This is a genomic window from Parahoeflea alexandrii (assembly GCF_027214025.1).
Lineage (GTDB): Bacteria > Pseudomonadota > Alphaproteobacteria > Rhizobiales > Rhizobiaceae > Hoeflea > Hoeflea alexandrii_A.
The window spans coordinates 205,278-225,061 of sequence record NZ_JAPWHB010000001.1 but is presented as its reverse complement, the minus strand read 5'-3'; the positions used below and the strand labels follow the sequence as shown (position 1 = coordinate 225,061).

Genomic DNA, 19,784 nt, shown 5'->3' with positions numbered 1-19,784 from the left:
CCGCCTCAGCCCTCCTCGGGCGCGACATAGCGCGGGAAGACCGGCGTGGGCTTGTCGATCGGCGTCCCGGCTTGTAGGCGGCCGGTTTCGCCGAGTGCGGCGAAATCACGCCTGTCAGCGGGGATACCGAGCAGATCGAGCAACTTGCCGGACGATTCGGGCATGAACGGCTGCAACAGGATCGAGATCTGGCGCACGGTTTCCGCCGTGACGTAGAGCACGGTCTCCATCCGCGCCGGATCGGTCTTCTTCAGCGCCCACGGCTCCTGGCTGGCGAAATATCGATCGCTGTCGGCGACGACGTCGATGATGGCGGCCAGTGCCTTGTGGATCTGGAAATCCGCCATTTCCGCGCGCGCGCTGTCGATCACCTTGTCGATGGTATCGAGAAGCGCCTTGTCGTCTTCGGTCAGCGGACCGCAGGCAGGCATCTTGCCATCGCAGTTCTTGTTGATCATCGACAGTGACCGGCTGGCGAGGTTGCCGATGCCGTTGGCGAGATCGGAATTGATCCGGGTGGCAATCGATTCTGGGCTGTAACTGCCATCCTGTCCGAACGGCACCTCGCGCATGAAGAAATAACGTACCTGGTCGAGCCCGTAAGCCTCGATCAGCGCGAACGGATCGACCACATTGCCGATCGACTTCGACATCTTCTCGCCCTTGACCAGCAGGAAGCCGTGGGCGAACACCTTGGCCGGCAGTTCAAGACCCGCCGACATCAGGAATGCCGGCCAGTAGACCGCGTGGAAGCGGACAATGTCCTTGCCGATCATGTGGATGGCGGGCCAGTAATTCCACTTGTCCGCACTCTCGTCGGGAAAGCCCGCGGCGGTGATGTAGTTGGTCAGCGCGTCGACCCAGACATACATGACATGCTTGTCGTTGCCGGGCACCGGAACGCCCCAGTCGAAGGTTGTGCGCGAGACTGACAGGTCCCTGAGCCCGGATTTGACGAAGCTCGCCACCTCGTTGCGCCGTTCTGTGGGAGCCACGAAGTCCGGATTGCTCTCGTAGAGCTCCAGGAGCTTGTCGCCATAGGCCGAGAGGCGGAAATAGTAGCTTTCTTCCTCCACCCATTCGACCGGCGAGCCGAGCGGTTCGCGCCGCACGCCGTCTTCTCCAACGGTGGTTTCAGCCTCGTCGAAATAGGCTTCCTGGCGCACTGAATACCAGCCGCCGTAATTGCCCAGATAGATGTCGCCATTGGCTTCCATCCGCTTCCACAGTTCCTGCACGGAGCGCTTGTGGCGTTCCTCGGTGGTGCGTATGAAATCGTCGTTGGAGCAGTTGAGCTTTACGAGCATGTCGCGGAACACGGCGGAGTTCCTGTCCGCCAGTTCGATCGGCTTGATGCCTTCCTTTTCCGCCGTCTGCTGCATCTTCTGGCCGTGCTCGTCGGTGCCCGACAGGAAGAACACGTCCTTGCCGTCCAGGCGCTGGAAACGCGCCATCACATCGGTGGCGATCGCCGTGTAGGCGTGGCCGATATGCGGAACCCCGTTGGGATAGAAGATCGGGGTGGTGATGTAGAAACGGTCGGTGCTCATGATAGCCTTCGAATTCAGTATCCGGGTCAGGGTCTACAGCCGGGACCCCGCGCGCAGTCGTCATAAGCGATAAAGCCGCGGGATGCCATGCCCTCTAATAGCTCAATCGCGGGGGCCGAAACCTGTTAGCCGAAAAATATGGAAAATACATGCAGGACCGTCTGCTTGCGATCAAGATTGTAGGCGGCGGCTGTGGCGAAATGCTCGGCAAGTGTGGTCGACATTCGCGCCAGGCGGTCGGCTTCGGCCAGGTCGCCCGATGCTCCCGCCTCCCGCGCCATCTGCTGCACCCTGTCGACGGCAAAACCGGTGAAGAAGTCGTAGGCCACGTCGCGATCGCGCGCCGCAAGCGTTTCGGCGAGCCTGTAGATCGGTTCACGGTCCTTGAGGCTTCCGCGTTCGATGATGTCGACAAAAGCCTCGGCGATGTCGACACCGCCATAGTTCCTGAGCAGCAGCGCCCGCGCCACACTGCCTTCGCTCAGCCGGATGATCGCGTCGGCTTCACCCGGGGCGGCCCCCAGGTGCGCCAGCGCCAGGTCGAGATCCGGCGGCGACAGCGGTTGCAACTTCAGCGACAGACAGCGCGAGCGGATCGTCGGCAACAGCCGACCGGGCGTGTGCGACAGCACCAGGAACAGCGACCGCTTCGGCGGTTCCTCGAGGATCTTCAGGATGGCATTGGCGGCATTGCGATTGAGATCGTCGGCCGGATCGATGATCGCCACCCGCCAGTTGCCGGTGCCCGACGTCTGGCCGAAGAACTTGCCGGCGCGGCGCACCTCGTCGACGGTGATAACGGATTTCGCCTTGCCGGTCTTCTCGTCCACCGGACGCGCGAGATGCAACACATTGTGCGAGGCGCCGCTCGAAATCTGGCGGCCGACCGGGTCGTCGAGGTCCGGATCGGCGATGTGGTCGGGCGCGGCCAGCGGATCGGGATGGGTCAGCACGTGATGGGCAAACCGGTAGGCGAGCGTCGCCTTGCCGATCCCTTCTGGTCCCTCGATCAGGATGGCATGATGCATCCGCCCCGACCGGTAGGCATTGGCAAGGAAGGCCTGTGCGGAATCGTGGCCATAGAGCACCATGTTGCGCTCGGGCGGGATGGCGCCCTCCAGCAATCCCGGCTGGTCTTCGTTCATGCCTTCTGGCCTCTTGCCGGTTCACCGACGCTGCCGTCAGCCACGATCGGCTCGACGGCGGCGAGGATCGCCAGCGCCACCGCGTCTTCCGACTGGCTCGCATCGATCAGCTTGCAGCGCTCGGGTTCGGTTCGGGTGAGGTCGATGAAGGCCTCGCGGCGCTTCTCGTGCGTCGCCACCTCTTCCTTCTCGAACCGGTCGGGCGCGACATTCTTGCCCTCCCGCGCCTTGGCTCGCCGCAGGCCGGTGGAGGCGGGCAGATCAAGCACCAGTGTCAGGTCCGGGACCATGCCGTTGACGGCGATCCGTTCCAGGTTCCGGATGAATTGCGGTTCGAGATTGCCGGTAATGCCTTGGTAGACGCGGCTTGAGTCCATGAACCGGTCACACAGCACGATGGTGCCTTCGGCAACCGCCGGGCGGATCACTTCCTCGATGTGATCGCTGCGCGCGGCGGCGAACAGCATGGCTTCCATGCGGACGCCGAATTCTTCCGCGGCCCCCGACAACAGCACGTGCCGTACCGCTTCCGCGCCGAGCGAGCCGCCGGGTTCACGGGTGACCAGCACGTCGTGACCGCGCCGCCTGAGCACATTGGCCAGACGGTGGATCTGCGTCGATTTGCCGACCCCCTCCCCGCCTTCGAATGTAATGAATCGGCCTGTGCTGTTCGTCACGTTTGGCTTTCCCTGTCGCCGCAGGCACTGATTGCACACGGAACATGTTGATGAGGTATCCGGAGATTCCGGCTCACCTTTGTCTAAAGCAATTCAATTCAGAAATGAACGCTTGGCGAAGCCGTTACAGCCAGAATTGCGCAAGTTCGATCAGCGCATCGAGCGCCTGGGTGTGCAATGGCCCCTTCTCCACCGCTTCCATGGCGAAGAGCGGCTTCTCCTGGGACAGCGTGTCGCCGATATAGACCTTGAGAACGCCGACCTGGGCGCCGGCCTCGATCGGTGCGCGCAGTGGCCAGCGGTAGGTGATTCGCGCCGTCAGCCGGTCCGGATTGGTGATCGGCAGCAGGATATCGACCGCACCCCTGGCCTTGACGATGGCGCTGCCGGCGCCGCCGTAGACGCTGACTTCGCCAATGGTTTCATCCTTTGCGAACAGGGTCTTGCGTTCGAAGGCGCGGATGCCCCATTCCAGCATCTTGCGCGATTCCTCAGCACGTTCCTGCTCGCTATCCATTCCGCTCATCGCCAGAAACAGCCGCCGCCCGTCGCGCTTGATCGAGGAGACGATGCCGTAACCCGATTCCTCGGTGAAGCCGGTCTTCAGCCCGTCGACGCCGATATCGAGCCCCAGAAGCGGATTGCGGTTGCGCTGGCGGATCTTGTTCCAGGTGAATTCCGGCTGCGAATAGTACTTGTAGAACTCGGGATAGGTGGACTGGATGTGGTGCGCGAGCGTCACCAGATCCTTCATGGTGACCTTCGAATCGGGATGCGGCAGGCCGTTCGAATTGCCGAACACCGATTTGGTCAGGCCGATCTCGCGGGCGCGCTCGGTCATCAGCCGGGCGAAATTCTCCTCCGATCCCGCCATGCCCTCGGCAATGATGATGCAGCCGTCATTGGCGGACTGGACGATGACGCCCTGGATCAGGTCCTCGAGCCGGATCGAGGATTTGAGTTCGGCAAACATCGTCGAGGTCCGCGAGATCGCGCCTCCCGTCCGCCATGCGTTCTCGGAAACCTGGAACGTGTCATCAAGCGTTAGCCGCCCGGTGTGGATGGCGTTGAACACCACCTCCATGGTCATGAGCTTGGCGAGCGATGCCGGCGGCACCAGTTCGTCCTCGTTCTTGGCGAACAGCACGGTCCCGGTATCGGCGTCTATCAGGTAGGCCTGCTTGGCGCGCGTTTCGAAAAGCTGCGCCAGCGCAGGCGTCACCAAACCGCTAAACAGCAGCGCCAGAACGATAAACAGGCGGGCGAAGACCGTCCGGGTCATTGGAGCCATCCATCAAGGGAGAAAACCGGATACACGCCGAACCTAGCAATCAAGCAGTGTGGGATCAATGGCTTGAGTTGAAGCGAGGCTGGCGGCGGGCTCGGAGTTGGCCGTGACAGCGTCGCGAGCGGCCGACCATGAAGCTCTACGCCAGAGGAAATCAGCGGTCCTGAGAGGATCTGCTGAGCACGGCATCGAAGGGTTTCTGCTGCAACGTTACCCGGCCGCCCCAAAAAGCCATCCCGAGATTACGCATCCCGTTGTCAACATTGGCGGCGACTGGAATTCCGAAGGAAGGCCGGTCCGGAAGCACCGGGCCGATGTCGGGCAGTGCAAAGCCGGCCGGAACACCCAGAGGCGAGCCCGCAAAGGCGTTCGCGGGGAGCGACTGGCCTGCCGGCGCCGGCTGGAACGCGGTTGCGGTAGCCGCGCCCAGCGCGGCCGGTGGCGCCACGCCCGCCTGGGCCGAACTGACGCCGGGAAGTGCGGAATCCACCGCGTTCATCGCCATCATGACGCCGGTTGCGATCACGCCCCCGGCCGGAGAATTCGAGCCCCCGGGCCGATAACTTGCCATCAGATAGCGGGTGTCATCCCCTTCGACCGGCGCACGTCCGACATACTCGACCCGAACCGCGGCGACGCCCTCATGCTTCATGTCGAGAAGTGTCGCGGCCTGATTGGACAAATCGATGATCCGGCCGTGGGCAAACGGCCCCCGGTCATTCACGCGCACTATCACGGAATTGCCGTTCTTCTTGTTGGTGACCCTGGCGTAGCTCGGCAACGGAAATGTCGGATGGGCGGCAGAAAGGTGGAACTGGTCGTAGATCTCGCCATTGGCCGTAAGCCGGCCGTGGAAATTGGGTCCGTACCAGGACGCGAGACCGGCCTTGTCGTAACCGGGTTCTTCCTTCGGCGTGTACCATTTGCCGCGAACCCGGTAGGGCTTGCCAACCATGTCGCGGCCGCCGCCCTTTTTCGGGCGCTTCGCAGTGGTCATCCGCGGACTTGCGGCGACGCCGTACTCCGAGACAGAGAACTTCGACTCGGTGTTGATGTAGGATGCGGAGGACTTGCCCTTGGACGACGACGTCGAACTGCATCCGGCTAGCCCCGTGGCAAGCACCGCCAGCAACGTCACACAGGCAGCATTGCGCAGCCGTGCCCCGGTTTGATCCATCACTCTGTGTCCCACACCGCTACTCGATACTCTGGCGGTCGCCAATATGGCCTGGCAGTATGTCCCCTGCAAAGCCGTCCCCTTCGATCAATGCGTTTGATGTCCTAATCGAAGGTTTAGATCGCCGGGCAAGATGGCGAAATTGCGATTGCTCGCCCGGCCGGGTGGCTCAATGTGGTCGATGTGGTGAATTTTTCGTAAATATCAGCCTTCGATGCGCGCTTTGCCGCTTCGGCCGTCGTCGCGAACCCAGTCGAGCGTGCGCTCCCCGGTCTTCCGGATCTGGAAGCAGGTGGGCTTGCCATCGTACCAGGTTGGCCATTGCTGGCACAGGTTCTCTCCCCTCACCCACCATTTGCCGCTTTCCTTGGGAGCGAGGAACTTGCCGAGACCGAGCGCGGTGCCGTCGCCGGTGACCGTGCCTGACTGCTTGTAGTTGAGCGGAAACTCCCCGCCGAAGGGTGTCGCAAGATACACCCGCTTGCCGGCAACGAACTGCTTGAGGTCATTTCCGGCAAGTTGTTCCGCACTGGCCGCAACCGGCACGAGGGACAGGGCAAACGCCGACAGCATGCCGAGGATCCTGGTTTCACCGAGCATTGGGATCTCCATGATGTTGAATGGTGCCGCTGTTACGCTTGAAGACCTCGTTTGGTTTCATCGTCGGCAAAAAAATCTTTTGTGGCGGAGTTGTCTTGCCTGATACACCATGGGTGGCGAGAATCCGGCAGATGCCTGCATTTCACGCAGATCCGTGTTGCCTTCAAAATACGCAATGAACGGTATCGTACATAACTCGTTTCGCAGTGCCCTGGTGTTTCCCGCGCATCCGGTGGGATGCGGGGCGCTCAAAATATGCCGCGAGCGGCCGGCACTTCGGCGAACAGGAGACGGACTGCCATGAAAACAACGCTTCTCCTTGTCTCGGGCGCCCTGATTTTCGGCGTGACCTTCGCGGCGTGGTACTGGCTCAATGCTCTCGGCTGCGCGATGAACACAACCGGCTGCAAGGGTGTGCGCCTGAACTGGGGCGACTGGGAGGCGCTGCAGTTCTTCGCGCCGACCTTTGTTCTGGGGATAGGGCTGATGATCGCCGGCGGCTGGCGGTTCCTGAAGCGCTGACTGCATGACAGACCGGACTGGCGCAGGTCCCGGCCCGGCTGCGGTAAAAGCCCCGGCGCAAGCCCGATTGCCGTTGACTGCAACGCGCGGAAAGCTGTAGAAGCGCCATCGAAAGATATTCGGTAGCTTGTCGGCTGCAATCGCTTCGAACCGCGCGTCTGCAGAAACCGGAATGCGATATCATATCAATATCTTGGAGGGGTGGCCGAGCGGTTTAAGGCACCGGTCTTGAAAACCGGCGTGCGGGAGACCGTACCGTGGGTTCGAATCCCACCCCCTCCGCCATTTTCTGACTTCACGCTGTCGCCCTTCGGGCTTCGCTCCAGCCGGGGCCTCGCATAGGCTAGGACGGCACTTGGCCTTGCGAACCCTGCGGGTTCGAAATGTCTCCGCTACGCTCCGCCATTTCGCGCTTTCCCATGTTTGGGTCTCCTGTCAGCTTAGATGGTAGGAGGGTTTGGGGGAAATCCTGGTTCCGGACAGCAAGCGAGATGTTGCGCGAATGTGAGTTTCGGGACCGCTTCTTGAAGCTCGAGTTTCCTCGAACGCCAAAGTTTTGAAGGGTTTGTGAGAAAGCCGAAGGCGAGTTAGAACGCCTCAAGAGAACGAAGTCCGAGGCTGTCTGGAAAACTCGGTGCTATTCAGGTTTGTCTGACAATGCCAGCAGAAGGCAATTGCGCCACGGCACGTAACTCCAGCAGGCCGCCGGGGACAATGAGTTCGGCGACACCGATGGCGGTCCAGGCGGGATAAGGTGCGCGAATGTAATGATCTTTCACACGCACGAAAGCATCCATGTGGCGGGACATATCGACGTGGTAGGTTGTCAGTTCCACCACGTCCGACAACCCCGCATCCGCCGCACGAAGAATAGCACTCAAGGCTTCAAACGCAGTGGCGAACTGTGCTTCTGGATCCCGCACCGCCATCAGCGCAGTCAAATCGTTTGAGGCCTGTTGTGTTGTCGCCTTGGCCCCAGCCAGCCCATCCTCGCCCGGTGTGTCACCATTGGGGCTTGTGCCTATAATCCCTGAACAGAATATCAAGCCGTTTGCCACAACGGCAGGCGCAAAGTGCCAATTGTCGTATACGCCTTGAAGCGCTGGCGGGATAATGCGTTGCGCCGATGACATTGTTGCTCTTCCTTGCAGTGTTGCCATCAAAGTGATCAGCCTCAAATTGGTGGCCTGGTTTGGGTTTTTATTGCATGACCGGCCTCTGGTCCATCGGGACGATGGCTTTTGGCGCAGGTGGACGATTGCCCGGTACAGGCGGCTTTCTTGCATTTGGCTCGCTCAACTGCCCACGTGCATTGGTGTTGTCTCGACAACGGGCTCGTTATCGGGGTGAGAACCTAGAGGCTCTTCCAACACAGATATTGGGACAAGGGTCTAACAGGTGAAGTTTCGGCCACAAGATCCAGCACGCCTCTTCATCCGCCTCAACCAGCTTCCGGCAAAGCTGCAGTCGTCGGGGTCTTGCATGAACTGGGCCGACCTTGGCCATTTAAACCCTGCAGGTTCGGAATGCCTCCGCTGCCCTCGTCCAAATCTGAAGCGCTGTACTGCAAAGCGTTTTTCCAATCACGGAGTGAACATTGTGCGGCAGACTTCCAGGAAACGTCGAGCGGGCCGGCTTGCGTGGAAGTTGTTACTGCCTTCCCTTCCCGCCTCAACCTCAATGTCGGCGGTTTCATCGAGTGCTGCCGGAGCGTTCCCGTCAATATCCATCTGGGAAGCTGGTTTCCTTAGCCTTAGGCCCTCTCCCAGGCGGACCGGTTGATCCATGACTGCTGTAAGGCTCGAGCCATCGGATTTCCGCCTGTATCCCCTTGTCCCGTCCTTGACATGAATATTGATTCATGTTTCATGTTTTCACCGTCATTCGCTCAGGGAGGAGACCCGAAATGAAGATGAAAACGATACTGGCAACCGGTGTGGCAGCGGCGATGCTGACTGCGCCGGCCCTCGCCGACATCAAGATTGCCCATGTCTATGGCAAGACCGGCGCGCTTGAGGCCTATGCGGCCCAGTCGCACAACGGCCTGATGCTTGGCCTCGAATACGCCACCGGCGGCACCATGGAAGTCAATGGTGAAAAGCTCGTCGTCATCGAGAAGGACACGCAACTCAAGCCCGACATCGGCAAGGCTCTGCTGGCCGAAGCCTATGGCGACGACGAGGCCGACATCGCGGTCGGCCCGGTCAGTTCCGGCGTTGCGCTGGCAATGCTTCCGGTCGCACAGGAATACGAAAAGATCCTCATCGTCGAGCCTGCGGTGGCCGACTCGATCACCGGCGAAAACTGGAACCGCTTCATCTTCCGCACCGGCCGCAATTCCTCGCAGGACGCTATCTCGAACGCTGTTGCCCTTGGCGGCGAAGGCGTGACGATCGCCACGCTGGCACAGGACTACGCCTTCGGACGCGATGGCGTGGCCGCTTTCCGCGAGGCGCTCAACGCCTCGGGCGCCAAGATCGCGCATGAGGAATACGTGCCGACCGACACCACCGATTTCACCGCGGCGGCCGAACGCATCTTCAACGCCATGAAGGGCATCGAAGGCAAGAAGAAGCTGTTCATCATCTGGGCCGGCGGCGGCAATCCGATGGGCAAGATCAACGCCATGGATCCCTCGCGCTTCGGCGTCGAGATTGCTACCGGCGGCAACATCCTAGCGGCGCTGAAGGCCTACAAGGAACTGCCCGGCATGGAAGGCGCCACCTACTACTACTATGAAATCCCGAAGAACCCGGTCAACGACTGGCTGGTCAAGGAGCACATGGATCGCTTCAGCTCGCCCCCGGATTTCTTCACCGCAGGCGGCATGGCAGCCGGCATCGCCGTGGTCGAGGCCATCAAGAAGGCCGGTTCCACCGACACCGAAGCGCTGATCTCGGCCATGGAAGGCATGGAGTGGGAAACACCCAAGGGCACCATGCGCTTCCGCAAGGAAGACCACCAGGCGCTGCAGGCGATGTACCACTTCCGCACCGAGGTGCAGGACGGCAAGGACTACGGCGTCCCGGTTCTCGTCCGTGAGATCGGCATCGACGAGATGGATATCCCAATCCGCAACTAAGCCTGTTCGGCGCGGGCGTCCGATACCGGACGTCCGCGACCCTCTTTCTTTCCTTCCATGGGTGCGCCATGACACAGATGCTTCTGGAAACGGATGGGCTGACCGTCCGCTTTGGCGGCCATGTGGCGGTCGATGCGGTCAGCTGCGGCTTCAGGGCCGGTGAACTGACCGCGATCGTCGGACCCAACGGCGCCGGCAAGACAACCTATTTCAACCTGATTTCGGGACAGATCACGGCCTCCGAAGGTACAGTCAGGCTGATGGGCGAGGACGTGACGCGCGACCCGGTGGCGAGCCGCTGCCGCAAGGGACTTGGACGCGCCTTCCAGCTCACCAATCTGTTTCCCAATCTCACAGTTCTCGAAAATGTCCGGCTGGTGATTCAGGCGAGGCGCAGGATGGGCTTCAACCTCTTCAGCATGGCGAGTTCGCACACCGAACTGACGGTCGCGGCGATGGCGATCCTGGAACGGGTCCGGCTGCATCCGCTCAGCGAGCAGAAGGTCGGCGGGCTCAGCCACGGCAACCAGCGCAAGCTCGAGGTCGCCATCCTGATCGCGCTCGACCCGGTGGTCTACATGTTCGACGAACCGACTGCCGGCATGAGCGTCGACGAGGCGCCGGTGGTGCTCGATCTGATCGCCGAACTCAAGGCCGAGAAGGACCGCACCATCCTGTTGGTCGAACACAAGATGGATGTGATCCGCTCGCTCGCCGACCGGATCATCGTGCTGCACAACGGCGCGCTTGCCGCGGACGGCGACCCGGCAACGGTGATGGCGTCGGACGTTGTGCAGGAAGCCTATATGGGACGGGACCTTGCCGATGTCTGATCCGATCCTCGAACTCACAGGTGTCCACACGGACATCGCCCAGTATCACATCCTGCAGGGCGTCGATCTCGTGGTGCCGCGCGGCGGCGTGACCATGCTGCTCGGCCGCAACGGCGTCGGCAAGACCACGACGCTGCGCACCATCATCGGCCACTGGCAGGCGAAATCCGGCAGCCTTCGCTTCGATGGCGCCGATATCACCACCCTGCCCACCCCTGCCCGCGCCCGCGCCGGCATCGGTTTCGTGCCCGAGGACATGGGCATTTTCTCCGACCTGACGGTCGAGGAGAACATGATCCTGGCCGCAGCCTCCGGTCCGCTCGATCAGGCCCGGCTCGACTGGATCTTTGCGGCGTTTCCGCCCTTGCGCACATTCTGGCGCTCGGAAGCAGGCAACCTGTCGGGCGGACAGAAGCAGATGCTCTCCATCGCCCGTGCCATGGCCGAGGAGCGTCAGCTCTACCTGATCGACGAACCGACGAAGGGGCTGGCCCCGGCGATCATCTCGACCATGGCCGGTGCGCTTCGTGACCTCAAGAACAAGGGCGCATCGATCCTGCTGGTCGAACAGAATTTCGCCGTCGCCAAGGCGCTTGGCGACACCGCCGCGGTGATGGATGACGGACGGATCATCTGGGCAGGCCGGATGGCCGAACTCGCCGGCGATGCCGCATTGCAGGAACGGCTGATGGGCCTGACCATGGAGGCGCACTGATGACCAACGCCGCACCCGACCACGCCCCGAAATACGCGCAACTGTCGCTGCCCGACAGGATCGGCAAGGCGATGCCGCTGCTGCTCGTGCCGATCCTTGTGGTTCTCGGTTTCCTTTCGATCGGCTCGCCATCGAGCTGGCTGACGCTGACGGTTTCCGGCCTGGCGATGGGGATGATGATCTTTATCATGGCCTCCGGCCTGACGCTGGTGTTCGGGCTGATGGACGTGATCAATTTCGGCCATGGCGCCTTCATCTCGGTGGGCGCCTATGTCGGCATCTCCGTGCTGCTGGGGCTGGAGAGCTGGACCGGTGTGCCGTCGCTGCTGCTCAACGTGGCCGCCGTGCTTGCCGCAGTGATTGCCGCCATGTGCGTCACAGGCGCGCTGGGCTGGGGTTTCGAGCGGGTGATCGTGCGGCCGGTCTATGGTGCGCATCTCAAGCAGATCCTGGTCACCGTCGGCGGCCTCATTGTCATCGAGCAGATGATCCATGTGCTTTGGGGCCCTGACGAGATCTATCTCACCCGTCCGGAAACGCTCAAGGGCGCGGTGACCTTTGCGGGAGCTGCGATCGAGAAGTACCGCCTGCTTGCCGTCGTCTTCGGCCTGGCGCTGTTCGTTGCCATGCGGCTGGTGCTCAAGCGCACCAAGATTGGGCTGATCGTCCGCGCCGGCGTGCAGAACGGTGAAATGGTCGAGGCGCTGGGTTACAGGCTGCGGTTGGTCTTTATCGGCGTCTTTATCGCCGGTTCGGCGCTTGCCGGCCTGGGTGGCGTGATGTGGGGACTCTACCAGGAGGTCATCACCGCCGGCATGGGCGAGGAGATGATGATCCTGGTCTTCATCGTCGTCATCATCGGCGGGCTGGGATCGGTCGAGGGCGCCTTCATCGGTGCGCTGCTGGTCGGCCTCTTGCAGAACTATGTCGCCTTTCTCGAACCCAAGTTGGCGCTGATTTCCAACATCGCCCTGATGACGGCCATCCTGATGTGGCGGCCGCAGGGCATGATGCCCGTTGTGAAGGCGAAGTAAGATGCTCACAAACCTCATATCCGGCGACCGCCCGCGCTCACTTATCCTCACCGGCCTGCTGCTCGCCATCCTGCTTGGCCTGGCGCTGGCGCCGTTCCTGTTCCCCGGCGTGCGCTCGCTGGAGACAGCGGCGCGGATCTGCATCTTCATCGTGCTGGTGGCAAGCTACGATCTGCTGCTCGGCTATTCCGGCATCGTCAGCTTTGCGCATACGATGTTCTTCGGCCTTGGCGCCTACGGCGTGGCGCTGGCCTCGACCCATATGGGACGCGGCTACGATGCGCTGGTCGTCGGCGCCGTGCTGGGTGCTATTGCTTCGGCGCTGCTCGCACTGCTGATAGGGCTATTCTCGCTCAGGGTCCGGGCGATCTTCTTTGCCATGATCACGCTTGCGGTGGCCTCCGCCGTGGCGGTGCTGGTCAGCCAGCTCTCCGGGCTGACCGGAGGCGAGGACGGACTGAACTACTCCATCCCGCGCGAACTCACCCCTGCGTTCAAGCTCGGCAGCCTGTTCGGCGTCAGCATCACCGGCAAGATTCTCAATTATTACCTGGTGTTCTTCGCGTCGCTGGCGTTGTTCCTGGTGCTTCTGAGGGTCGTGAACTCGCCGTTCGGCCGGGTGCTGCAGGCCATTCGCGAGAACGATTTTCGAGCCGAGGCTATCGGCTATCGGGTGGTGTTCTATCGGACCCTGGCGACCTGCCTGTCCGCGGCCATGGCGGCCCTCGCCGGCAGCCTGTTTGCAATCTGGCTGCGCTATGTCGGGCCCGACACCACGCTGTCCTTCGAGATCATGCTCGATATCCTGCTGATGGTGGTGATCGGCGGCATGGGAACCATGTATGGCGCGGTGATCGGTGCGACGATCTTCGTGCTGGCGCAGAACTACCTGCAGAACCTGATGGGCGTGGCGTCGGGCGCCACCGAAGGCCTGCCGCTGGTACCGCAATTGCTCGATCCAGACCGCTGGCTGCTGTGGCTCGGCGTCCTCTTCATCCTCAGCGTCTACTTCTTTCCCACCGGCATCGTCGGGCGGCTGAGGTCGGAGGATTGAGGCTGGTGGCGGAAACACTCCGGCCACGGCCCGTGGTGCTGTTGCACGGCTGGACCATGCGTGGCGCGATCTTCAACGATCTGATTGCCAGATTGCCTGTGGAGCTCGATTGCCATGCGCCGGACCTGCCCGGCCACGGCGAACGAGCGGCGGACGAGCCGTCGCTTGCGGCAGCGGCGCAAACGCTGTCCGCGTTGCTCGAAGAGCGCGACCTCACCGATGTTCTTCTGGTCGGCTGGTCGATGGGGGCCGCGGTGGCCTGGCAGTATGTTGAAACCTTCGGGACCGACCGGATCGCCGGCCTGATGAGCGTCGATATGAGCCCGAAGCTTGCCTGCGGACCGGACTGGCCGCACGGGCTGATCGGCCAGAGCGCTGAAGATGTCGAGACCACCACCGGCCGCATGATCGCCGACTGGCCGGGAATGGCCGAGGCGATAGCAACCACGATGTTTGGTCACCGCGAAGGAGCACCGGGCTACAGCCGGGCCGATGCGCGTGAACAGATCCTGTCGAACGATCCCGCCCGGATGATCACCATGTGGAAGGCACTGGCCCTGATGGACAAGCGACAGGTGATCAGCGACCTGCCCTGCCCGCTGCTTGCCACTTGCGGCGCGTTGAGTCGGGTCTACCCGGCATCGACGGCCAGATGGCTGGCCGAGACTGCACCGCGCGGCGAGATGCACTCATTTGCGGACTCTGGTCATTCGCCGCATCTGGAAGAACCCGCGGCCTTCGCCGCAAGGCTCACGGAATTCGCCCGCAATCTCTAGGTGAAAGCCCGTCCGCACGGGCACAGGAAAACCGTCCAACAGTCTGAAATAGAAATAAAAAAGGCGACTAGGCGGCCACGTCCTTTGCCTTGACCAGCGACCGGCCCTCGCAGACCAGCACACCGTTGGCGTCCGTACAGGTTGCCCAGAGATCGACCAGATGTTTTTCCGGCCGCAGCCGGGTGATCTCGACCTTCGCCGTCAGCTCCGTTTCCGGTGAAGCCGGCGCGAGAAACCTGAGTTCCTGCTTGAGATAATTGGTGCCCGGGCCCGGGAGCTCGACCCCCAGCAGATAGGAGAAAAGCGCTGCGATCAGCGGCTCGGGAATGCTCTCGGGAACAGCCGTGCCGCTCAGAGTGGCGAAGTCTTCCAGATCCGCGCGGCTGTAGCTGCGGCTGGTGCTTGCTGACTGACCGACCTGCATCAGGCCACCTCCGTTTCGCCGACAAGAAGTTCTGCCCCATCGGCTGCCCTGACCGCGCAAACCGAGAGCGTTCCGGGACAATCTCCGGAGACACTCAGCTCGACCGGCTCGCCGGTATAGCAGGGATTGGGAAACATCATTGTCTGGCCGGTTTGTATGATCCCGGGCTGCGCCGCAATCAGCAGTCCCCAGAGCTTGGTGTAGATCAACATGCCGTGGCTGACCGTGCGGCCGAAGGCGGTCCGGGCCGAAAACTCCGGATCGACGTGGATCGGGTTGTCGTCGCCGGAAATGCGCGCGAACAGGTCGAACTCACTCTGCGACGGGGTCCATGTGGCGGAAAGGTCGATCTTCATGATAACAGCGATCTCAATTCGGGCTTGCGCACCTTGCCGGCGGCGGTGCGGGGGAAGTCTTCCACCAGCGTGACCTGGACGGGAACCTTGTACGCCGCCAGTCTCTGCCGGCTCCAGCTTCGGAGTTCCTGGGGATCGAGGCTGGCGCCAGGCCTTGCAATGATGAAGGCCGCGCCGACCTCTCCCCATTTGGCGTCCGGCAAGCTGATCACCGCGGATTCGAGCACATCGGCGTGCTCGTTGAGCACGCGCTCGACTTCGGCCGGATAAACGTTCTCGCCGCCGGAAATATACATGTCCTTGATCCGGTCGACGATGAAGATGTAGCCATCCTCATCGCGCCGACCGACATCGCCGGTCCTGAGCCAGCCATCCTCGGTAAAGGCTTCGCGCGTGGCCTTTTCGTTTCCGTAGTATCCCGGCGTGATGTTGGGACCCTTGAGCTGGATCTCGCCGGCACCCGGCGCTCCGGCGGCAACGCCGTCAAGCCGCATCTCGGTGAGCATCTGTGCCCGGCCGACCGAGCCGATCTTCTTCTCAGCGTTCTCCTGATCCATCAGGAACACCGTCGGTCCGGTTTCGGTCATGCCCATGCCGTTGAGCACCTTGGCGCCGAACCCCGCGAAAAGCCGGATCAACGGTTCCTGCAAGGGCGCGCCGCCGCAGCCGCAGCGGACCGAACTCCAGTCGACTTCGCCGACATCTGGCAGCAGGCTGAAGGCCTGGTAGATCGCCGGCACCCCAAAGAACTGATTCACCCGGCCCTGCTTGAGCAGGGCGAGAATCTGGTCCGGCTCGAATTTCGGCAGAACAGTGGATGAGCCCCCCATCAGGAACAGAGGCAGGGTGTAGAGATTGATGCCCGCGGTGTGAAACAGCGGCAGGAAATTGACCGAGCGGTCTTCCCCGGTCATCCGCGCCGCCTGGGAAATGTTGACGGCATTGGCCCACGCCATCCGGGCGGTCTGGATCACCGCCTTCGGCCGCCCGGTCGTACCCGACGTGAACAGCAGGTACCAGGGCTGGTTTGCGTCGACCGTTACGGAAGGCTGGTCGCCTCCGATTTCGATCCAGTCCTGGAGATCGGTCTCGATCCCCATCGTGGGAATGCCGCACGAACGCGCCACCGCTGCTGCCAGTTCAGCCTGCGCCGCGTCGTGAATGAGCGCCTTGGCGCAGACCGGTTCGAGCGTTTCGACGAGTTCTGGGGCCGGTTGCCGCCAGTTGAGCGGGCAGAGAATGGCGCCGGTCTTCTGGCAGGCAAACAGCACGATGAAGAACTCGACCCGGTTTAGGCAGAGGATCGCGAGCCGGTCGCCGTGGCCGATTCCGGTTCGCACAAGTCCCGCGGCAACCGCGTTGGCAGCATCGTTGATCTCCGAAAACCGCCACTGCCGTCCGCTGCCGGCATCGGTGAAGGCGATCGCGTCGGGAGATATCTCGGCCCGCTTCGCGGCCATGTCGGGAATGGTGTCAAACATTGGCCTTGCCTCCAATACGTTCGAGAAAACGCGACATGCCGACAAGTGTCTCCGGCGCGCCTATCCGCTCGATAAAGGCCGCGGTTTCCGCCTCCAGACGCGTCTGCACCGCGCCGCGGCGGGCGCTGTCCCAGATCAATGCCTTCGTCGCAAGCCGGGCGCCGATCGCGCCTTTTGCCGCGAGGTCTCGCGCGTGGGCTTCAGGGTTGTCCGATATGGCGGTGGCAAGGCCCGTCTCGCAAAGCGCTTCGGCGTTCAGCCGCCGGTCGGATTGCAGCCATTCCGCGGCCTTGCCCGCGCCGATGCGTTCGGGAAGCAGTGCCGTCCACCCCCCGTCCGGAGCGAAGCCGACCTGGGGATAATAGGGTTGCACGAATGCATCGGGTGCAAGCACCGCGATGTCGGCGGCAAACAGCAGGCCCGCCGCGCCGCCGGTGATAGCCCCCCGAGCGGCCACCACCACAAGGCGCGGCACCGAGATTAGGCGGGCGACGATGGTCTGCAGCAGCGGAACAACCGAGCGGGCATAGTCCTGCCCCTTGCCGTCGAGCGCAGCTGCATGAAAGCCGCGGACATCGCCGCCGCTGGAAAAGTTCCGGCCGCCGGTCAGCAGGATAACGGATGCATTTTCCATTTCTGCCCTGTCGAGCGCCAAGACGATGTCGCCAAGCAATTCAGGCTCGAGCGAATTCGCGCGTCCTCCCGCAAGGCCAATTTGCGCGCAGACAGCGCCTCCCGGCAACTCGACTGAATCGAAAGCCACCTTCGTCGTCATGGTGCAATGCCGTCCCGGATCATCGAATAGGCCTCGTCAACGACATGGTCGATGTCGGCGGTCTCGTCCCAGAGCACGTAGCGCTCGCCGAGTGTCTTGGCGATCCCCATCAGCGCCCACGCGCGCACCTCGGCATCGCCGGGCCGTAATTCGCCCGATGCTTCCGCTTCGCGCAGCTGCGCTGCGTAGGCCTTGGCGAAATTGGTGAAATAGGCCTTGTAGGCCTCGACATCGATGAAACGGGCTTCCTCGACGATCCGGTAGAGTGAAGGCCGTTCGGCGACAAACCGCAGGAACGCCTTCAGGCCTGCGCGTTCCGCCTCGAGCCGGTTAGGCGCATCCGCCACCGCCTGGGTGACCATCGCGCGGGTCAGCTGCCCCATTTCCAGAACCAGTTCGCGAAAGACGTCTTCCTTGCTGGAGAAGTAGATGTAGAAGGTGCCGAGCGCCGTCTTTGCGTGACGGGTGATGTCGGCGATCGAGGCTGCAGAGAAGCCCTGCGTGCCGATCATCGCCTCGGCCGCGCGCAGGATCTGCTCGCGCCGCTCAGCACCTCTTTTGGTTCTTGGGTACGGGTTCGTTGCCATGAAACATGAATACTGATTCATATTTCAAATTGCAAGCTCTCCGGTGGCTGGATCGCAGTGCGAGGGGCTCAGGGAAAGCTGACCGGGGGGTCGCATTCCCGCCACTGCGGATATTTGTGCATGATGCGCTCGAAGCGGTCCGAAACCAGGAAACGCTCCAGCCAGCCCTGCAGAGCTGGCCAGGGCTGGGCGTCGAACCAGGACTTGTCGATAAAGGCAAACTGCCGGACGAAGGGCAGGATCGCAAAATCGGCAAGGCTCGGCCTTTCGAAGATCCACTCGCCGATCCGGGCATTGAGTTCACCCAGGAACGCAGCAGCGGCGTCCCGTTCGGCTTCCGGATCGACACCCGGATATCGGGTAGAATACTTGGTCCGGTCCAGCGCCTGCTTGAAGGGGCCGTCGGAGCGGGCGATCCAGTCAAAACCTTTGTCCGGCATTTCAAGCCAGCCTTCCGGGTCGTTCTGCTCGAGCGCCCAGATCATCACCTCGAGGCTCTCGTCGACGACGCCTGCCTCGGTGACGAGGCTCGGCACCGTTGCACTCGGCGAGGCGGCCAGAAACGCTTCGGGCTTGTCCCGCAAAAGGATTTCGCGCAGTTCCACCTCGACGCCGGACGATAACACCGCGAGACGGGCGCGCATGGCATAGGGACAGCGGCGGAAGGAATAGAGTACGGGTTTCATAACCCTCCCGCTCTAGCAAACTCCGTCCGGATTTGAAATGCGGTGAGCAGGCGGCATCCGATGCCCCTGCCCCCGGCGCGTTCCTGACGCAGGATTATTTGCCCCACCGCAACGCCATGACATCGAGGTCGCGGGCGAGTTCCAGCAGCCGCGTCCGTGTCCGCTCGGACATCGGCTTGAGTGGATGGCGCACATGGTCGCTTGCAATCACGCCGCCTTCCTTGAACACCACCTTCGCCCCGCGCAATCCGCATTGCCGGTTCTCGTGATTGATCAGCGGCAGGCACTTCTGCCATTGCGCGAGCGCCGCATCCTTGCCTCCGGCGCGGTAGCTGGTCACGATCGGCCGGATCAGTTCCGGAAACATCGCCGATGTCATCGTGCCGGTGGCGCCGGCATCGAGATCGGCCAGGAGTGTCACCGCTTCCTCGCCGTCAAACGGGCCGTCGATATAGTCGCCGGCGGCCTCGATTAGGGCTGCCAGTTTGTCGGCGGCAAAGGGGCACTCGATCTTGAAGTAGGAAACATTCTCGAGCTCCTTCGCCAGGCGGGCCAGCAGATCGACCGGCATGGTGACGCCGGACAGCGGCGCATCCTGCACCATGATCGGGATCGAGATCGCGCCACTGACCGCCTCGAAATGTTCGAAAATTCCCTGCGGCGCCGGAAAAAGCCCTGACCCGTGATAGGGCGGCATCATCATGATCATCGACGCGCCCATGGCCTCGGCGGCCTGCGCCCGTTGCGTCGCGATCTGTGTGGAGAAATGGCTGGTGGTGACGATGACGGGGACCCGCCCGTCCGCGTGTTCGAGGCTGAGCCGCATCAGCAGGGTGCGCTCTTCATCGGACAGCAGGAACTGCTCGGAATAGTTGGCCAGAATGCAGATCGCATCGACCCCCTGGTCGATCATGCAATCGATCACCCGGCGCATGCCGTCTTCATCCACCCGGCCGTCCGGGTGAAACGGCGTCGGCGCCACGGGAAGAATGTTTTCGAGCGGTTGCTTCATCGTTTGATCC

Annotated in this window: 21 protein-coding genes and 1 tRNA gene; 8 read left to right on the top strand and 14 right to left on the bottom strand. The window is 62.3% G+C overall.

All coding sequences use genetic code 11. The features are described from left to right. Positions 1–5: 5 nt before the first annotated feature. The 6 genes from metG to O4H62_RS01065 all read right to left on the bottom strand — a co-directional run bounded on the left by metG (position 6) and on the right by O4H62_RS01065 (position 6,437). Complete coding sequence (gene metG, locus O4H62_RS01090; protein ID WP_430538381.1) at positions 6–1,553, bottom strand: methionine--tRNA ligase; 1,548 nt, start codon at positions 1,551–1,553, stop codon at positions 6–8. Between the two features lie 122 nt (positions 1,554–1,675). Next, positions 1,676–2,695, bottom strand: coding sequence for a DNA polymerase III subunit delta' (locus tag O4H62_RS01085; protein WP_269385297.1), 1,020 nt, complete (start codon positions 2,693–2,695; stop codon positions 1,676–1,678). Continuing rightward, positions 2,692–3,372 (bottom strand): dTMP kinase, encoded by a 681-nt coding sequence (tmk, locus tag O4H62_RS01080; protein ID WP_269385295.1) that lies wholly within the window; start codon positions 3,370–3,372, stop codon positions 2,692–2,694. The genes O4H62_RS01085 and tmk overlap by 4 nt, the downstream gene beginning before the upstream one ends. A 124-nt stretch (positions 3,373–3,496) precedes the next feature. Continuing rightward, the gene (locus tag O4H62_RS01075; RefSeq protein ID WP_269385293.1) at positions 3,497–4,654 is read right to left on the bottom strand and encodes a D-alanyl-D-alanine carboxypeptidase family protein; all 1,158 of its coding nucleotides are present in this window, start codon (positions 4,652–4,654) and stop codon (positions 3,497–3,499) included. 160 nt (positions 4,655–4,814) lie between these two features. Next, positions 4,815–5,837, bottom strand: coding sequence for a septal ring lytic transglycosylase RlpA family protein (locus O4H62_RS01070; RefSeq protein ID WP_269385291.1), 1,023 nt, complete (start codon positions 5,835–5,837; stop codon positions 4,815–4,817). Positions 5,838–6,041: 204 nt separating this feature from the next. Next, a complete protein-coding gene (locus tag O4H62_RS01065; protein ID WP_269385289.1) occupies positions 6,042–6,437 on the bottom strand; it encodes a hypothetical protein in 396 nt (131 codons plus the stop codon). Between the two features lie 300 nt (positions 6,438–6,737). Here O4H62_RS01065 and O4H62_RS01060 point away from each other — a divergent pair, with 300 nt between their 5' ends. After that, positions 6,738–6,959, top strand: coding sequence for a hypothetical protein (locus O4H62_RS01060; RefSeq protein ID WP_269385287.1), 222 nt, complete (start codon positions 6,738–6,740; stop codon positions 6,957–6,959). Positions 6,960–7,154: 195 nt separating this feature from the next. Next, positions 7,155–7,244: transfer RNA gene (locus O4H62_RS01055), tRNA-Ser, on the top strand. A 356-nt stretch (positions 7,245–7,600) separates the two neighbouring features. On the opposite strand, the gene O4H62_RS01050 is transcribed toward O4H62_RS01055, so the two are convergent. Then, complete coding sequence (locus O4H62_RS01050) at positions 7,601–8,092, bottom strand: RidA family protein (RefSeq protein ID WP_269385285.1); 492 nt, start codon at positions 8,090–8,092, stop codon at positions 7,601–7,603. Positions 8,093–8,871: 779 nt separating this feature from the next. Here O4H62_RS01050 and O4H62_RS01045 point away from each other — a divergent pair. From O4H62_RS01045 to O4H62_RS01020, 6 genes are all read left to right on the top strand, one after another. Then, positions 8,872–10,041, top strand: coding sequence for a substrate-binding domain-containing protein (locus O4H62_RS01045; RefSeq protein WP_269386258.1), 1,170 nt, complete (start codon positions 8,872–8,874; stop codon positions 10,039–10,041). Positions 10,042–10,109: 68 nt separating this feature from the next. Continuing rightward, positions 10,110–10,874 carry an ABC transporter ATP-binding protein gene (locus O4H62_RS01040; RefSeq protein ID WP_269385283.1) on the top strand — a complete coding sequence of 255 codons (765 nt, stop codon included), beginning with the start codon at positions 10,110–10,112 and terminating at the stop codon, positions 10,872–10,874. Beyond that, complete coding sequence (locus tag O4H62_RS01035) at positions 10,867–11,589, top strand: ABC transporter ATP-binding protein (protein WP_269385281.1); 723 nt, start codon at positions 10,867–10,869, stop codon at positions 11,587–11,589. The genes O4H62_RS01040 and O4H62_RS01035 overlap by 8 nt, the downstream gene beginning before the upstream one ends. After that, the gene (locus O4H62_RS01030) at positions 11,589–12,623 is read left to right on the top strand and encodes a branched-chain amino acid ABC transporter permease (protein ID WP_269385279.1); all 1,035 of its coding nucleotides are present in this window, start codon (positions 11,589–11,591) and stop codon (positions 12,621–12,623) included. The genes O4H62_RS01035 and O4H62_RS01030 overlap by 1 nt, the downstream gene beginning before the upstream one ends. Before the next feature lies 1 nt (position 12,624). Further along, positions 12,625–13,677: a branched-chain amino acid ABC transporter permease gene (locus tag O4H62_RS01025; protein ID WP_269385277.1), complete on the top strand. Its 1,053-nt coding sequence runs from the start codon at positions 12,625–12,627 to the stop codon at positions 13,675–13,677. Between the two features lie 5 nt (positions 13,678–13,682). Next, positions 13,683–14,453 (top strand): alpha/beta fold hydrolase, encoded by a 771-nt coding sequence (locus O4H62_RS01020; protein WP_269385275.1) that lies wholly within the window; start codon positions 13,683–13,685, stop codon positions 14,451–14,453. 67 nt (positions 14,454–14,520) lie between these two features. On the opposite strand, the gene O4H62_RS01015 is transcribed toward O4H62_RS01020, so the two are convergent. From O4H62_RS01015 to O4H62_RS00985, 7 genes are all read right to left on the bottom strand, one after another. After that, positions 14,521–14,877, bottom strand: a complete 357-nt coding sequence (locus O4H62_RS01015; protein ID WP_269385273.1) for a phosphate acetyltransferase — start codon at positions 14,875–14,877, stop codon at positions 14,521–14,523. After that, on the bottom strand, positions 14,877–15,233 hold the full coding sequence (locus tag O4H62_RS01010) for a MaoC/PaaZ C-terminal domain-containing protein (protein WP_269385271.1): 357 nt from the start codon (positions 15,231–15,233) through the stop codon (positions 14,877–14,879). Before O4H62_RS01010 ends, O4H62_RS01015 begins: the two co-directional genes overlap by 1 nt. Next, complete coding sequence (locus tag O4H62_RS01005; RefSeq protein ID WP_269385268.1) at positions 15,230–16,714, bottom strand: AMP-binding protein; 1,485 nt, start codon at positions 16,712–16,714, stop codon at positions 15,230–15,232. The genes O4H62_RS01010 and O4H62_RS01005 overlap by 4 nt, the downstream gene beginning before the upstream one ends. Further along, a complete protein-coding gene (locus O4H62_RS01000; RefSeq protein ID WP_269385266.1) occupies positions 16,707–17,489 on the bottom strand; it encodes an enoyl-CoA hydratase/isomerase family protein in 783 nt (260 codons plus the stop codon). The genes O4H62_RS01005 and O4H62_RS01000 overlap by 8 nt, the downstream gene beginning before the upstream one ends. Further along, positions 17,486–18,076 carry a TetR/AcrR family transcriptional regulator gene (locus tag O4H62_RS00995; protein WP_269385264.1) on the bottom strand — a complete coding sequence of 197 codons (591 nt, stop codon included), beginning with the start codon at positions 18,074–18,076 and terminating at the stop codon, positions 17,486–17,488. The genes O4H62_RS01000 and O4H62_RS00995 overlap by 4 nt, the downstream gene beginning before the upstream one ends. A gap of 68 nt (positions 18,077–18,144) precedes the next feature. Beyond that, positions 18,145–18,762, bottom strand: a complete 618-nt coding sequence (locus O4H62_RS00990; protein ID WP_269385262.1) for a glutathione S-transferase — start codon at positions 18,760–18,762, stop codon at positions 18,145–18,147. Between the two features lie 94 nt (positions 18,763–18,856). Next, complete coding sequence (locus O4H62_RS00985) at positions 18,857–19,774, bottom strand: dihydrodipicolinate synthase family protein (RefSeq protein WP_269385259.1); 918 nt, start codon at positions 19,772–19,774, stop codon at positions 18,857–18,859. Between the last annotated feature and the right edge of the window lie 10 nt (positions 19,775–19,784).

Coding starts and splice junctions, on each gene's coding strand:
- O4H62_RS01085 (WP_269385297.1), bottom strand. CDS start 2,695: ATGAACGAAGACCAGCCGGGATTGCTGGAGGGCGCCATCCCGCCCGAG.
- O4H62_RS01075 (WP_269385293.1), bottom strand. CDS start 4,654: ATGACCCGGACGGTCTTCGCCCGCCTGTTTATCGTTCTGGCGCTGCTG.
- O4H62_RS01070 (WP_269385291.1), bottom strand. CDS start 5,837: ATGGATCAAACCGGGGCACGGCTGCGCAATGCTGCCTGTGTGACGTTG.
- O4H62_RS01065 (WP_269385289.1), bottom strand. CDS start 6,437: ATGCTCGGTGAAACCAGGATCCTCGGCATGCTGTCGGCGTTTGCCCTG.
- O4H62_RS01060 (WP_269385287.1), top strand. CDS start 6,738: ATGAAAACAACGCTTCTCCTTGTCTCGGGCGCCCTGATTTTCGGCGTG.
- O4H62_RS01050 (WP_269385285.1), bottom strand. CDS start 8,092: ATGTCATCGGCGCAACGCATTATCCCGCCAGCGCTTCAAGGCGTATAC.
- O4H62_RS01045 (WP_269386258.1), top strand. CDS start 8,872: ATGAAAACGATACTGGCAACCGGTGTGGCAGCGGCGATGCTGACTGCG.
- O4H62_RS01040 (WP_269385283.1), top strand. CDS start 10,110: ATGACACAGATGCTTCTGGAAACGGATGGGCTGACCGTCCGCTTTGGC.
- O4H62_RS01035 (WP_269385281.1), top strand. CDS start 10,867: ATGTCTGATCCGATCCTCGAACTCACAGGTGTCCACACGGACATCGCC.
- O4H62_RS01030 (WP_269385279.1), top strand. CDS start 11,589: ATGACCAACGCCGCACCCGACCACGCCCCGAAATACGCGCAACTGTCG.
- O4H62_RS01025 (WP_269385277.1), top strand. CDS start 12,625: ATGCTCACAAACCTCATATCCGGCGACCGCCCGCGCTCACTTATCCTC.
- O4H62_RS01015 (WP_269385273.1), bottom strand. CDS start 14,877: ATGCAGGTCGGTCAGTCAGCAAGCACCAGCCGCAGCTACAGCCGCGCG.
- O4H62_RS01010 (WP_269385271.1), bottom strand. CDS start 15,233: ATGAAGATCGACCTTTCCGCCACATGGACCCCGTCGCAGAGTGAGTTC.
- O4H62_RS01005 (WP_269385268.1), bottom strand. CDS start 16,714: ATGTTTGACACCATTCCCGACATGGCCGCGAAGCGGGCCGAGATATCT.
- O4H62_RS01000 (WP_269385266.1), bottom strand. CDS start 17,489: ATGACGACGAAGGTGGCTTTCGATTCAGTCGAGTTGCCGGGAGGCGCT.
- O4H62_RS00995 (WP_269385264.1), bottom strand. CDS start 18,076: ATGGCAACGAACCCGTACCCAAGAACCAAAAGAGGTGCTGAGCGGCGC.
- O4H62_RS00990 (WP_269385262.1), bottom strand. CDS start 18,762: ATGAAACCCGTACTCTATTCCTTCCGCCGCTGTCCCTATGCCATGCGC.
- O4H62_RS00985 (WP_269385259.1), bottom strand. CDS start 19,774: ATGAAGCAACCGCTCGAAAACATTCTTCCCGTGGCGCCGACGCCGTTT.